The sequence below is a fragment of the Amycolatopsis sp. lyj-109 genome (assembly GCF_046548995.1).
Classification (GTDB): domain Bacteria; phylum Actinomycetota; class Actinomycetes; order Mycobacteriales; family Pseudonocardiaceae; genus Amycolatopsis.
In genome coordinates this window covers 124,303-137,829 of sequence record NZ_JAJPWR010000016.1, presented here as the reverse complement: position 1 = coordinate 137,829, position 13,527 = coordinate 124,303, and the positions used below count along the sequence as shown (strand labels likewise).

Annotated in this window: 11 protein-coding genes; 6 read left to right on the top strand and 5 right to left on the bottom strand. The window is 71.9% G+C overall.

Going from position 1 to position 13,527, the window contains the following annotated elements:
• Positions 1-83 precede the first annotated feature (83 nt).
• The gene (locus ACLJQF_RS31970; RefSeq protein WP_410614049.1) at positions 84-941 is read right to left on the bottom strand and encodes a M15 family metallopeptidase; all 858 of its coding nucleotides are present in this window, start codon (positions 939-941) and stop codon (positions 84-86) included.
• Positions 942-1,104: 163 nt separating this feature from the next.
• Between ACLJQF_RS31970 and ACLJQF_RS31965 the strand changes: the two genes are divergently transcribed.
• Both ACLJQF_RS31965 and ACLJQF_RS31960 read left to right on the top strand, forming a co-directional pair.
• Positions 1,105-1,920 carry a S1 family peptidase gene (locus tag ACLJQF_RS31965; protein ID WP_410614048.1) on the top strand — a complete coding sequence of 272 codons (816 nt, stop codon included), beginning with the start codon at positions 1,105-1,107 and terminating at the stop codon, positions 1,918-1,920.
• A 17-nt stretch (positions 1,921-1,937) separates the two neighbouring features.
• Positions 1,938-2,369: a GNAT family N-acetyltransferase gene (locus ACLJQF_RS31960; RefSeq protein WP_410614047.1), complete on the top strand. Its 432-nt coding sequence runs from the start codon at positions 1,938-1,940 to the stop codon at positions 2,367-2,369.
• 133 nt (positions 2,370-2,502) lie between these two features.
• Here the strand turns inward: ACLJQF_RS31960 and ACLJQF_RS31955 are convergent, their stop codons facing one another.
• The 3 genes from ACLJQF_RS31955 to ACLJQF_RS31945 form a co-directional block, all read right to left on the bottom strand.
• Positions 2,503-3,678 (bottom strand): 8-amino-7-oxononanoate synthase, encoded by a 1,176-nt coding sequence (locus ACLJQF_RS31955; protein ID WP_410614046.1) that lies wholly within the window; start codon positions 3,676-3,678, stop codon positions 2,503-2,505.
• Positions 3,679-3,778: 100 nt separating this feature from the next.
• Entirely contained in the window at positions 3,779-5,350 is a 1,572-nt protein-coding gene (locus tag ACLJQF_RS31950) for a DEAD/DEAH box helicase (protein ID WP_410614045.1), read from the bottom strand.
• Between the two features lie 323 nt (positions 5,351-5,673).
• Positions 5,674-6,633, bottom strand: a complete 960-nt coding sequence (locus tag ACLJQF_RS31945; RefSeq protein ID WP_410614044.1) for an RIO1 family regulatory kinase/ATPase — start codon at positions 6,631-6,633, stop codon at positions 5,674-5,676.
• 275 nt (positions 6,634-6,908) lie between these two features.
• Between ACLJQF_RS31945 and ACLJQF_RS31940 the strand changes: the two genes are divergently transcribed.
• From ACLJQF_RS31940 to ACLJQF_RS31925, 4 genes are all read left to right on the top strand, one after another.
• The gene (locus ACLJQF_RS31940) at positions 6,909-8,444 is read left to right on the top strand and encodes a phytoene desaturase family protein (protein WP_410614043.1); all 1,536 of its coding nucleotides are present in this window, start codon (positions 6,909-6,911) and stop codon (positions 8,442-8,444) included.
• 180 nt (positions 8,445-8,624) lie between these two features.
• Positions 8,625-8,915, top strand: a complete 291-nt coding sequence (locus tag ACLJQF_RS31935) for a hypothetical protein (protein ID WP_410614042.1) — start codon at positions 8,625-8,627, stop codon at positions 8,913-8,915.
• 156 nt (positions 8,916-9,071) lie between these two features.
• A complete protein-coding gene (locus ACLJQF_RS31930) occupies positions 9,072-9,851 on the top strand; it encodes a hypothetical protein (protein WP_410614041.1) in 780 nt (259 codons plus the stop codon).
• On the top strand, positions 9,848-10,750 hold the full coding sequence (locus ACLJQF_RS31925) for a RimK family alpha-L-glutamate ligase (protein ID WP_410614040.1): 903 nt from the start codon (positions 9,848-9,850) through the stop codon (positions 10,748-10,750). Before ACLJQF_RS31930 ends, ACLJQF_RS31925 begins: the two co-directional genes overlap by 4 nt.
• 6 nt (positions 10,751-10,756) lie before the next feature.
• Here the strand turns inward: ACLJQF_RS31925 and ACLJQF_RS31920 are convergent, their stop codons facing one another.
• Positions 10,757-13,441, bottom strand: a complete 2,685-nt coding sequence (locus ACLJQF_RS31920; protein WP_410614039.1) for a tetratricopeptide repeat protein — start codon at positions 13,439-13,441, stop codon at positions 10,757-10,759.
• Positions 13,442-13,527: the final 86 nt, after the last annotated feature.

Sequence of the window (13,527 nt, the reverse complement as noted above, 5' to 3'; positions counted from 1 at the left end):
GGTCCGGTTCCGGTCGTTTCACCCTAGCCAACCTCGCTCCCGAGGCGGGTGTTCCCGGTTGTGCTCAACGTCGTATTACGTGGTCAGTGGCCGGTCGCGGTGAAGTGCATCCGGTCGGTCGGGCTGCGCCAGTTCCCGCCCCAGCTCCACCCGATCGCCGCGAACGCGCGCACGGTCGCGTCGCCGGCCAGCACCATCCCGGGCCGCTTGCGCGCGCGGTCGACGTACGCCGAGGCCAACTCGGGCAGCACGAGGTCGCCCTGGGTGTAGGGGTTGCAGAACGGGTTGACGTCCACGGCGAGCCCGTAGGCGTGCGCCGACCAGGTCGTCTGCCCGCGGGCCGGGCGGCAGACGAACGCGCTGGTCGAGTTGCCGTCCCCGGTCGGCGGCGCGGTGAGCTCGGCCGGGCCGGTCACGCGCATCTCTTCCAGCGGGAAGCGCGCGGCGAAGAGCTGCCCGAAGACCTTCGTGATGCCCGCCGCGGCGGTGGCGTTCACCAGCATTTCACCGGTGTGCGCGCGGCCGTCGAAGCCCCGGAAGGACATCGTCAGGTAGCGGAGGTCGCCCGCCTTGACGGGGCAGGCGGGCTGCCACGTGCTGCGCGCGAGGACGTCGACGGGCACGGCGCTGATCGTCGACGCGTACGCGTCCCCCGCCGGGGGCGGCAGGAGGTCTTTTGTCGGAAGTGCCCGGTTCACCAGTTCGGGTGGCGTCGGCTCGATCTCGCCGAAGCCGTCAGGACGGCGGGGGAGCGGCCGGGCACCCACCTGCCAGGTGACGGCGGGCGCGCTCGGCGTCGTCACCGGTGCGGCCCCGGTGCTCGCCGCGCTCGCTGTGCTTGTCCTGCTTGTCGTCGTGCTCGGTGCAGGAGGTGGTGCTTCCGGCGAGCACGCGCTCAGGGCGAGGGCCAGTGCTGCCCACGCCGCCGCCCTCCGCCACATCCGATCAGCTTGACAGAAGGGGCCGGAGGGCGGAGACCACCCGTTCCAGTGACACCGTTTTGGGCTCCCTCGGCTTAGGGTATTGAGCGCACGTCGTTCACGCACCGGAGTTGTCCGGGTGCCGAGTGCTTAGCTCCGTGCTGCGTCGAAAAGGGGAAGACCCATGTCCGTGAAGTCCCGCCGATCCCTGCTGTTCGCGAGCGGCGCGCTCCTCGCGGTCGTCGCGGTCGCCGTCCCGATCGTGGTGGGCACGGCGGCGGCGGACCCGGCTTCGGCCAACCAGCCGCGGATCGTGGGCGGCGACAAGGCTTCCCTGTCCGACCACCCGTACGCGGTGTACCTGACCGACGCGGGCGGCAACCAGTTCTGCGGCGCGGTGATCGTCAGCTCGACGTCGGTGGCGACGGCGGCGCACTGCGCGAAGGCGGTGGCGAAGCAGGACATCCGGGTGGTGGCCGGCCGCGAGGACAAGCGCACCGGCGACGGCCAGGTCCTCGGCGTCTCGAAGGTCTGGGTCTCCCCGGGCTACACCGACCCGACGCAGGGTGCGGACATCGCGGTGCTGACCGTCCGCGGCCAGCTCGGCTACCGGCCCGCGAAGCTGCCCGACAGCGGCGACGCGGGGCTGTACGCCAAAGGCACCCAGGCGACCGTGCTCGGCTGGGGCCGCATCGCCGACGGCGGCTCCCGCTCCGACTACCTGCGCAGTGCCCAGGTGCCGGTGGTCTCGGACAGCGAATGCCGCGCCGACTACACCGTCTACGACCAGCGGACCATGGTGTGCGCGGGCTACGCCGAGGGTGGCGTCGACGCCTGCCAGGGCGACTCCGGCGGCCCGCTCGTGGTCGGCGACACGCTGATCGGCATCGTCTCCTTCGGCGACGGCTGCGCGAAGGCGAACAGGCCGGGCGTCTACACGCGCGTCTCGACGTACGCCAACGACGTCGAGGCTCAGGCCAGGCCCCGCCTGCTCGGCTGAGCGTGCTAAGCAGGGGTATGCCGACCCTGCACGACGCGTCCGGTCCCGAGCTCACCGCCGCCCAGTTGCACGACATCCTCCGCCTGCGCGTCGACGTGTTCGTCGTGGAGCAGAAGGCCGCGTACCCGGAGCTCGACGGCCGTGACCTGCTCCCGGACACCCGCCACCTGTGGTTCGAGGGCGAGGGCGCGGTCCTGGCGTACCTGCGGGTCCTGCTCGACCCGGGCGGCATCCGCCGTATCGGCCGCGTCGTGACGGCGGCGCCCGCCCGCGGCACCGGCCTGGCGGCCCGCCTGATGGACGCGGCCCTGACCACCCCGGCCGAGTACGTCCTCGACGCCCAGACCTACGTCCAAGGCTTCTACGCCCGCTACGGCTTCGTCGCGGAAGGCCCGGAGTACACCGACGACGACGGAATCCCCCACATCACCATGCGCCGCCGCCCGTGATCAGCGGGTCAACTCGCGTGATTGAAGCGTCGACTCGCGTGATTGAAGGGTCGACACGGCAGGCACCCCGTGTCGACTCCGGAATCACGCGTGTCGACTTGGCAATCACGCGTGTCGACCCTTCCGGTACGGCTCAGGCGAGCGCGCCCCGCGGTGCCGTCGCGGTGATCACCTTCACCGCACGGTCCACATCGGACTCCGTGAGGTCGGCCCGCGCGGTCAGCCGCAGCCGCGAGATCCCGTCCGGCACCGACGGCGGCCGGAAGCACCCGACGCGGATGCCCTGCTCCGCACACGCCGCGGCCCACGCCACCGCCGTCTCCGCGGACGGCGCCTGAACCGAAATCACGGCGGCGTCCGGCGTACTCGCCGTCAACCCGGCCGCCTTCAGCGACATCGCCAGATTGCCCGCGTTCTCGAGCACCTTCCCCGCCAGCCCCGGCTCCTCCTTCAACGCGTGCAACGCCGCCAGCGCGGCCGCGGCGCTCGCGGGCGCCAACGCGGTGTCGAAGATGAAGCTGCGTGCCGTGTCGATCAGGTGCTTGATCACCCGGCGCGGCCCCACCACCGCGCCGCCTTGCGCGCCGAGGGACTTCGACAGCGTCAACGTCGTGACGACGTCGGGAGCGCTCGACAGCCCGGCCGCGTGAACCGCGCCTCGGCCGCCTTCGCCCAGGACGCCGAAGCCGTGCGCGTCGTCCACCAGCAGCGCCGCGCCGTGCGCACGGCAGATTCCGGCCAGCTCGCCGAGCGGCGCGAGGTCGCCGTCGACCGAGAACACCGAGTCCGTCACCACCAGCGCCCGCGGCTTGCGCCGGGTGGCGAGCGCGTGCTTGATCGCCGACGGCGTCGAGTGTGCGACCGCGGCGACGTCGGCCCGCGACAGCCGGCAGCCCTCGATCAGGGACGCGTGGATGTACTTGTCGGTGACGATCGCGGACTCGGACCCGGACAGCGTCGTCACCGCGCCGAGGTTCGCCGCGAAGCCGGAGGAGAACACGAGCGCCGCCTGCGCGCCGCAGAACCGGGCGAGCTCCAGCTCCAGCTCGGTGTGCAGCTCGGTCGATCCGGTGACCAGCCGGGACCCGGTCGACCCGGCACCCCAGCGCAGCGCGGCGGCCGCGGAGGCCCCGGCGACGCGCTTGTCACGGGCCAGTCCGAGGTAGTCGTTGCCCGCCAGGTCCAGTTCATCGGCCTTGGCGGGACGCGGTCGCAGCTGCCGCACCAGTCCCGCGCTCGCCCGCTTCTCCGCTTCGACGTCGAGCCAGTCGAAAACCTCTTCGGGCGGGAGCGTCGGCGGCGTAGTCACGTCCCGCAGTCTCCCATCCGAACCTCGAAGCTCCGCCAAGCGGGCCTGGAAACGCCGGAAGCCCCGGACCGCGAGGTCCGGGGCTTCCGAAGAGAGACGATCAGCTGTCGTAGCCGCGACGCGGGCCACGGCTCGGGCGGCCGTAGCCACCGCCACCACCGCTGCCCGAGCGGGGCTGACGGCTGCGGCCGCCGAAGCCGCCGGGACGGCCTTCACGGTCGCCGCCGCGGTAACCACCACGGTCGCCGCCGCGCTCGCCGCCACGATCACGGTCGCCGCCGGTGTGGCTGCGCTCGCCGCCACGGCTGTAGCCGCCGCGGTCGCCGCGGAAACCGCCACCGCCGCCACGACGCGGGCTCTCGCGCCGCCGCTCGACGACCGGCTCGCCGCTGGGCTCCTTGGCGCCGGTGATGCGGGACAGCTCGGCGTCGCCCGGGCGGACCGTGGTCGACTCGGCGCGCACGCCGGCGCGGTCGGTCAGCCGGCGGACCATCCGGCGCTGGTCGTTGGTGACCACCGTGACGACGACGCCGGACGCCCCGGCGCGCGCCGTGCGGCCCGCGCGGTGCAGGTAGTCCTTGTGGTCGGCCGCCGGGTCGACGTGCAGCACCAGCGAGATGTCGTCGACGTGGATGCCGCGCGCGGCGACGTCCGTGGCGACCAGCACCGGGGTGTGGCCTTCCTTGAAGTCGGCGAGGACGCGGTTGCGCTGCCCCTGCGTCTTGCCACCGTGCAGCGCCGCCGCGTTGACGCCCTGCTCGCGCAGCCGCTCGGCGAGGCGGTCGACGTGGTGCTTGGTGCGCACGAACATGATCGTGCGGCCGTCGCGGGCGCCGATCTGGGTGATGACGTCCTGCTTGTCCTGGTGCGAGACCTGGAGCACGTGGTGGTCCATGGTCGTCACGCTCGCGGTCGACGGCGCGACCGAGTGCGTGACCGGGTCGCTCAGGTACTGCCGGACCAGGCGGTTGACGTCACCGTCGAGGGTCGCGGAGAACAGCAGCCGCTGGCCACCCGGCGGGGTGAGGTCCATGATCTCGCGGACCTGCGGCATGAAGCCCATGTCCGCCATCTGGTCGGCCTCGTCGAGGGCGATGAAGTTGCAGTCGCCCAGGTGCGCGGTGCCCTGGCGGACGTGGTCCGACAGCCGGCCCGGCGTGGCGATCAGCAGGTCGACGCCGCGGGAGAGCGCGTCCGCCTGGCGGGCGAAGGCCATGCCGCCGACGGCCGTGCGGCACCACAGGCCGAGCGACTTGGCCAGCGGGGTCAGCGAGTCGGCGACCTGCATGGCCAGCTCGCGGGTCGGGACGAGGATCAGCGCGCGGGGGCGCTTCGGACGGGCCTTGCCGTCGGCGAGCCGGGCCAGCATGGCCAGGCCGAAGGCGAGGGTCTTGCCGGAACCGGTCTGGGCGCGGCCCAGCACGTCGCGGCCGGCCAGGGCGTCCGGGATGGTCGCGGACTGGATCGGGAACGGGCTGTTGATGCCCGCTTCGCTGAGCGCGCGGAGCAGCGGCTCCGGCAGGCCCAGCTCGGCGAAGGTCTTGGTGGCCACCAGCTCGACCGCGTCGTCGCGCAGCATGTCCCCACCGGCCGGGCGGGTGCGCGGCTTGCGGTCGGGACGGCCCGCGTGAGCGGACGTCGAGGAAGGGCCGGAGTTGAACGTGACGGTCACAAATGCCTCTCGGACGTGGTTCGTCGCAAGGGAGGCCCGGGCAGCCCGCGCGCAGGCAGGGCAAGATGGTGTGCGATGGGCGTTCACAGGGACGGACCCGGCACACCGTGTCATCGCTTGCCGACACTGCGCGCCGCTTGGGTTACGGATCACCGCGAGCCATTCGGTGGCTCTGGAGGCGACGGACACCAACTCATCCACGCCGCCGGTTGCGGTCTGCACTTACTGTACCCGAACCGGGGCTCGGACTACTCATCGAGGTCACCGGTTGTGGGCGGCGTCGCAGTCGTGGTCCAGGCCACAGCCGCGACGCCGCCCCGGAATCACCCCAAACCGGCCGCGGAAACGAGCTCGGCCAGCAGTTCTCCGGTGTTCGTGACGTGCTCGCCGAGGCCGCGGCCGTGGAACCAGCCGGCCAGGTTGCGCACGTCCCGCGCCAGGAATTCGACGCCGGCGGGGTTGGCCACGACGTCCACGACCTGGGGCAGGTCGATCACCATCAGCCTGCCCCGGTGCACCAGCAGGTTGTACGCCGAGAGGTCGCCGTGCGCGAGCCCCTGGGAGGCGAGCAGTTCGAGCGCCGCGGTGGCCTGGAACCACAGGTCCGTCAGCTCGCCGGCGTCCGGGCGGACCTGGGCCAGCCGGGGCGCGGCGGTGCCGTCCTCCTCGCCGAGGAACTCGAGCAGCAGTTCCGTCCCCTCGCGCTGCACCGGGTAGGGCACCGGCGCGCCGAGCGTCCACAGGCGACTCAGCGCGGCGAACTCCGCGACCGCCCACTGTTCGGCGATGAGGTTGCGGCCGAACGCACTGCGCTGCGTCATCGCCCGCATCTCGCGGGACCGGCGCATCCGCCGTCCTTCGAGGTAGCCCGCGTCGCGGTGGAACAGCTTGTGCTCGTCACTGCGGTAGCGCTTCGCGGCGAGCAGCACGCCCGGCGTGCCGGGCAGCCCGCGCCGCAGGAGGTGGACGTCGGCTTCCTTGCCGGTTTTGAGGACGCCGAGGTCGGTGTCCACCGCGGCGAGCTCGGTGACGACCCAGTCCGGCCGGGGGAGCGGGCCGTGCTCGGCGTCGTCCCAGGTGGACCAGCGGTCGGCGCCGTCGGGCAGCTGGTTTTCGGTGTAGGCGTCGTCGCGCAGTTTCGCGAGCCGGACGCGTTCGGCCTCGGTCAGCCGCCCGCTGCGGGTGGGTTCGGGTTCGTCGGACCGTGCACGCCGCGGGCTCTTCCGGTGGCGGGCAGGCTGGTCGTCGAACAGGTCGAAATCTTCGAAGTCGTGCTGGCGCACTGGTGGGTTTCTCCTAGATCAGGGATGCCCCACCGGGCGCGCGTGGTCAGCGCCGGGGGGCGGGTGGGTGAGGGCGCGAAAGGGCCCGGACAGTCATCACGACAGGCACCTCCCGTTCTCACACCACCGGCTCCCTGCCGGCTGCGCCCAGCTTGCCGGACCCGGCCGCGGCCGCGCAACCGAATAGCGCGAACGGTCCATTCGTGACGTTTCCTTGAATTCGCCCCGGCGCCGTGGTCACGATGAACGGGCAGGCCGAACGGAAAGGACGGCAGATGGACAGGTACGACGTGGTGATCGTCGGCGGCGGGCACAACGGCCTGGTGGCGGCTGGTTACCTGGCGCGGGCGGGCCGGTCGGTGCTCGTGCTCGAGCGACGGGATGAGACCGGTGGCGCCGCCGTCTCGTTCCGCGCGTTCGAGGGCGTGGACGTCCGGTTGTCGCGCTACTCGTACCTGGTCAGCCTGCTGCCGAAGAAAATCGTGGCCGACCTCGGCCTCGACGTGGAGCTGAGGCGGCGCCGGATGTCGTCCTACACCCCGTCGGGCGGCTCGGGTCTCCTTGTCGACAACGACGACGCCGTCCGGACGGCGTCGTCGTTCCGGGAGATCACCGGGTCCACTTCGGACTTCTCGGCCTGGCAGCGGTTCTACGAGCTGACCGGGCGCGTCGCCGGGCGCGCGTTCGGAACGCTCACCGAGCCACTGCTGTCCGAAGTGGACTTCCGCGCCCGCCTCGGTGACGCCGAGGCGTGGTCCCTGCTGTTCGAGCGGCCGATCGGCGAAGCGCTCACGTCGTGGTTCGGCCACGACACGGTGCGCGGCGTGGTGCTCACCGACGCGCTGATCGGCACGTTCGCCCCGGCGGACGGCGAGGACCTGCGGCAGAACCGGTGCCTGCTCTACCACGTGATCGGCAACGGCACCGGCGACTGGGACGTCCCGGTCGGCGGCATGGGCGCGGTCACCCGTTCGCTCGCGGCGGTGGCCGTCGCGGCGGGCGCGCGCCTGGTGACCGGTGCGGAGGTGCTCTCGGTCGACCCGGACGGCGAGGTGCGTTATCGGCATGACGACGCCGAGCTCGTCGTCCGGGGCGGGCACGTCCTGGCGAACGTCGCGCCGGCGACGCTCGCCCGGCTGTTGGGCGAGCAACCGGCGGAACGCCCGGAAGGCGCACAGCTGAAGGTGAACATGGTGCTCACGCGGTTGCCGAGGCTGCGTGACCCGGACGTCGACCCGGCCGAGGCGTTCGGTGGCACCTTCCACGTCAACGAGACCTTCACCCAGCTGGAGGCGGCGTACCGCGAGGCGGCGGCGGGGAGGATCCCCTCGCTGCCGCCCTGCGAAATCTATTGCCACTCGTTGACGGATCCGTCGATACTCGGCCCGGCCGAACGCGCGGCAGGCACGCACACTCTCACCCTGTTCGGCCTGCACATGCCGGCCCGCCTGTTCGAGGGGCGCAACGAAGAGGCGCGCGGAGAGGCGTTGCGCGCGACGCTGGCTTCGCTGAACAGCGTGCTGGCCGAGCCGATCGAGGACTGCCTGCTGACCGCGCCGGACGGCAGGCCTTGTGTGGAGGCGAAGACCCCGCTGGACCTGGAAGCCGAGCTGGGCCTTCCGGCGGGGCACATCTTCCACCGGGACCTGTCGTGGCCGTTTGCCGAGGATCCGGCCCAGGCCGGCCGCTGGGGCGTCGAGACCGCCCACGAACGCATCCTGTTGTGCGGCGCGGGTGCCGCGAGAGGAGGTGGAGTCAGCGGCATCCCCGGCCACAACGCGGCGATGGCGGTGCTCGGCGTCCGAGCGTAAGCGGTGAGCCGGAATTGCCCGCGGTCCATACCCGGTGAAAAAGACACGGTTTCCGGGAAACGCCCTGGGCGCGGCGCTGCCCCAAGCAGGTGCATCGCACGGGACGGCGTTGACAGCCAAAACGGCGCGGTGTTCCATGAAATCGCCAGTGCCGAAGGGCGCCGGCCCCGGAGGGCAGGGATGGGCGAAGACGTTTTCTTCACGGATTTTCCGCTCGAAATCCGGAACCGGGTGGCGAGCTACCTCGCCGTCACTTCGGCTTCCCGGACGGGAATCCCCGAGGTTTCGCGGATCGGGTCCGAGGGGTCCGAGAGTACCGAGAGTTCCGAAAGCACCGAGCGCTCCGAGGGCAAGGAAGGCACCGAAGGCAGCGAGACCACCGAGCGTTCCGAAAGCACGGAAACCACCGAGTCGACCGAGACCAGCGAAATGATGGAGCGGTATGCCGGACGGTTCCCCGGGACCTGCTGACGCCGGCGCCGGAACGGCCCCGGCTCCGCCCCGCGATCGTTGCGGCGAGACGCGGCCCTTCATCCCGGCCGAAGCGCGGCCCGCCGTGGTCGAGGAACTGGCGAGAACGGCGTGGCAGGTGGCGGCCGCGCTCGAGGTCTGGGAATCGACCCGGCGGTGACGCTCCTGGTCATCGCTCCGGACACCGACGAGACGGCCGCCCGGTTCGCCGGTTTCGCCGTCCGGCGAGGAGTTCCGGCGGTGGTGGCGGCCAGGTTCGGCCGGGTCGGCGTCTCGGTGCGCGCGACGCGCGGGCGAGTGTGCCGTACGCGGCTGACGCTCGACGGCACCGAGGTGAGCGGAGTCCTCAACCGCGGAGTCGACGCCTGGGGTGCGGAGACGGACCCGGATCGCAGCTTCACCGCCGCCGAAACCTACGCGGCCTTTTGGTCGGCCGTCGCGCTGTGGCCGGGGCCGGTGGTCAACCGGCCGTCGGAGCGCGGGTTCTTCGCGCGCATCGACCCGCTGGAACCGGCCGGGACCGGGCTCGTCGAGCCGCCGCGCACGGTGATCCTCAACGACGGTTCGGCGCCGGGGAAGGACGTCTATCGGATTCCCGAGTGGACGGTGGTGGCGCCCGAGGTGCCGCGCAGCCGGTTCGACGTCGTGCAGATCGCCGACCGGGACCCGGCGCGCTCGCACCGGTTCGTCGTAGCCGGAGCCGGCGTCTTCGAGGTGGGTGCGGCCGGAGGAGAGGTCGGCAGGGAGACCGCGAACCGGGTGGCGCCGATCGTCGGCTGGCTCCGCCGCCGGGGCATGGGGTTCGCCGATTTCACCGTGGAACTCGGGGCCGAAGTCTCCCGGTTGACCGACGTCTCGTGCTGGCCCAGTCACGACTTGTTCCCGCAGCTGGAGGACGAGGTCTACACCGCGCTGCTGAGGGAGCTCACCCCGTGATCCTCTGCCTCGGCGTTGCCGCCGACCCGACCTTCACCGCGGGGCTGCGGGCGCTGCGCCGGGCCGGGATCCCGTTCCGGCCGGTGGACCTGCCGTCACTGGCGATGCGCGGGAAGATCCGGATCCCCTTGGACAGTCCGGCCGACACCGTGCTGTCGCTGGACGGCGAAAGCCATCGTGTCGGGGACTTCGCCGCCATCTGGTGCCGGCTCGTGGAGGTCGCGTCCGCAGCGCCCACCCCCGAACTGGCCGCGGCCTCCGCCGGGCAGACCGAGGCGCTGGCGCGGATCCTGGAGTTCGTCCCGCTCAAGGTGATGAACCCGCCCTTGCGCGAAGCTTCCGGGTTCACGAAGCTGCTGCACGCGGTCACCCTCGGCGAAGTCGGCGGCTGGCAGATCCCGGCGACGTGCCTCACCACGGACCCGGAGGAGGCACTGGAGTTCGTCCGGGGCTGCCGCGCCGGCGCAATTTTCAAGGGCGCCAGCGCTACGAAGACCTGGGCCACGGTCTTCGAGCCGCACCACGAATCCCGGCTGCCGCGGCTGGTCCACCTGCCGGTGCTGTTCCAGGAGCGGATCGTCGGGCCGGACGTTCGGATCCACGTCGTGGGCGACCAGTCGTTCGGAGAGCTGATCGACTCGCCGGTGCTCGACTACCGGACCGTCCGCGGGGTCAACGACTACCGCACGCTGGTCGTGCCCCCGGAAATCGCCGAAGGGTGCGCGCGGCTGACCGGGCACTGCCGGGTGCCGTTGCTGGGCGTCGACTTCAAGATCGAGCGCGCGACCGGGCAGTGGTTCTTCCTGGAGGCCAATTCGATGCCGTGTTTCGAGGGTTACGACGAGCGAGCCGGTGGCGCAGTTTCCCGCGCGATCGCCGAATGGCTCGCTGGGGCGTGACCGCGATCAAGGCGTGCCGCCGTCACCCGCGTTGCCCGGCAACCGGCTTCGTACCTCAGCGGCGAATTCCGCGTCGCCGGATTCGGCGAACACCTCGGCGGCTTCGGCCCACGCCCGGACCGCGCCGTCCTCGTCTCCGGTCCGGCTCATGGCGTCCCCGAGCTTGAGCAGTGCCTCGGCAGTGCCTCGCTGGTCGCCGTCCTCACGGCAGCGGCCGGCGGCTGTCCGGTGGGCGTCGATCGCCTCGGCGAACCGCCCGGCGCGAGAAAGCACGATCCCGAGGTTGTTCCAGGCCGTGCCTTCGCCGTAGCGGGCATCAAAGTCGCGGAAGATCCGAAGATCCTCCTCGTGCGCGGCGATTGCTTCATCGAACCTCTGCAGCACGCGCAGGGCGATGCCGAGGTTGTTCCACGCGGCGCCTTCGCCGTAGTGGTCGCCGATCTCCCGGAAAATCTCGCGAGCCTGCCGGTGGGCCGAAATAGCTTCCTCGAAGTTCCCCAAGGCGCTCTCGGCCAGCCCGAGCCGGTTCCACGCCCCGCCTTCGCCCTGGCGGTCACCGGTCTCGCGGCAGGACTCGATGTCCTCCCGGTGGATGACGACCGCCTCCTCGAACTTCCCCGCTGCCCGCAGAGCGGATCCCAGGTCGCCGGACGCCGTTGCTTCGCCGGGCCGGTCACCGAACTGCCGGAAGATGCCGCGAGCCTGCCGGTGGGCTGCGGCGGCTTCGCCGAACCGACCCGCCGCGCCGAGTGCGAGGCCGAGATCGTTCAACGCCAGAGCTTCGCGGTAGCGATCACCGAGCCGGCCGAAGATGCCGCGGGCCTGCTCGTGTGCCGTGACGGCCTCGTCCGCCTTCCCCACCAGGCGCAGCGCCAGGCCGAGGCCGTTGCACGCGATGGCTTCGCCCCGGGGATCGTTGAACCTTCGGTGGATGTCACGAGCCCGCTGGTGTGCGGTGATCGCTTCGGGGAACTGCCCCAGTTCGCGCCGGGCGAGCCCGAGGTTGTTCCAGGCCACGGCCTCGCCGTGGCGATCGTCGAACCTGCGGAAGATGTCGCGGGCCTCTTCGTGGGCCGTGATGGCTTCACCGAACCGATGTGCTTCGCTCAGGGCGAGACCGAGGCCGTTGCCCGCCATGGCTTCGCCGTGGCCGTCGCCGAACCTGCGGAAGATTTCGCGCGCCTCTTTGTGGGCGGCGATGGCCTCGTCGAACCGCCGCACCGCGCACAGCGCGAAACCCAAGCGGTTCAGGACCGCCGCGATCCGCTGCGGGGCGCCGAGTGCGGTCGCGGCCGCGGCGGCGTGCTCGGCGACGGTGATCCAGTCGGTGAGGTGACGGCGCCAGCGCAGATACTCGGCGACGCTCGAGGCGAGTGCGCAGGTCTCCTCGTACCGGCGGGTGTGGTGGGTGACGGCGACCAGCGCGGTGATGTTCGCCCGCTCGGCGTCGAACCACGCCAGTGCCTGGTCCCGGCCGGTGAACCGGTCGGGGAGGCGCTGGCCGTCCAGAGCGTGCAGATGCTTGTCACCGTCCTTGGTGACTTCGGTGTAGTGGTCCACGAGCCGGTCGATCGCCGCGTCCGCGATGCCGTCGGACAGGTGACGTCGTGCGTAGAGGGCGACCAGGTCGTGGAGCCGGTATCGGTCGGCCGCGGTGTACTGGAGTAGCGACGCGGCACGCAGTATCCGCAGCAGCGTCGCGGTCTCCGCGGGTTCGGCGCCGGCGAGAGCCGCGGCCGCCTCGGTGGCCAGGTCCGGTCCCGGGTTGACAGTGAGCAGGGGCAGCAGTCCGGCAGCGGCGGGTTCACGGCCGGCGAGGCGCCGGTAGGAGACGTCGATGACGGACGTGACCTTCGGGCTGGCGCGCCGCAGCCCGGACAGCCGGGCGTTCGCGTCGGCGAACTGCTCGGCGAGACCGGCGATGCTGCTGCCGGGTTCGTCGGCCAGGATCGCCGCCGCGATCTCGATCGCGAGCGGCAGCAACCCGCACAGCCGGACTAGGCGCCCGACGACGTCCGGTTCCCGGACCGGCCGGGTGTCCGCCGGGTCGGCGTCCAGCAGCGTGCGGGTCAGCAGGTCGGCGGCCTCGGCCGGGCTGAGCACGTCGAGTGGGACGCGCCGCGCGGCCGGCAGGTCGAGGACGTCACGGGTGGTCACCAAGGCGCGGTGGAGGCGGTGGCGGGGGAGCAGATCTTTCACCTGCCCGGCTTCGGCGACGTTGTCCAACACCAGCAGGACGCGTTTTCCCTGGTCGGCCAGGTGGTCGAGGAACTGGTGGTAGACGAAGGCCAGCCGGTCGACGGTACCCGGCAGTTGCTCGGTGGGCAGCTTCAGCGCCAGCAGCAGCGACGCGTAAGCCTGGGCGGCCTGGACCGGGGCGGCCTCGGGGTCGTAGCCGCGGAGGTGCACCAGCAGCACCCCGCCCTCGTACCAGCGCCGTCCAGCGGCGAGCACCGCGGTGTGGACGGCCAGGGCGGTCTTGCCGATTCCGCCCATGCCCGACACCGCCGACACCACGACGGCACCGGCCGTCTCCTCCTCCGGAGCCAGCAGCCGCAGGAGCCGTTCGACTTCCCGGACCCGGCCCACGAACAGCCCGCCGGCACGCCGGGGGTGGAGGATTTCCACCACGCCTGCGGGTCCCGGCGCGGTGCCCGGAGCGCCGAGGTTGAGGGTGACGTTCCCGGCCACGCTGCCGAAGGCCGGTCCGTCCCCGTTCGTGCGCGCGGAGACATTCCCCGCGGCGAGTCCGTCGCCGGTCCGGAACGGGGCGAGAG

Coding starts and splice junctions, on each gene's coding strand:
- ACLJQF_RS31940 (WP_410614043.1), top strand. CDS start 6,909: ATGGACAGGTACGACGTGGTGATCGTCGGCGGCGGGCACAACGGCCTG.
- ACLJQF_RS31970 (WP_410614049.1), bottom strand. CDS start 941: ATGTGGCGGAGGGCGGCGGCGTGGGCAGCACTGGCCCTCGCCCTGAGC.
- ACLJQF_RS31935 (WP_410614042.1), top strand. CDS start 8,625: ATGGGCGAAGACGTTTTCTTCACGGATTTTCCGCTCGAAATCCGGAAC.
- ACLJQF_RS31965 (WP_410614048.1), top strand. CDS start 1,105: ATGTCCGTGAAGTCCCGCCGATCCCTGCTGTTCGCGAGCGGCGCGCTC.
- ACLJQF_RS31960 (WP_410614047.1), top strand. CDS start 1,938: ATGCCGACCCTGCACGACGCGTCCGGTCCCGAGCTCACCGCCGCCCAG.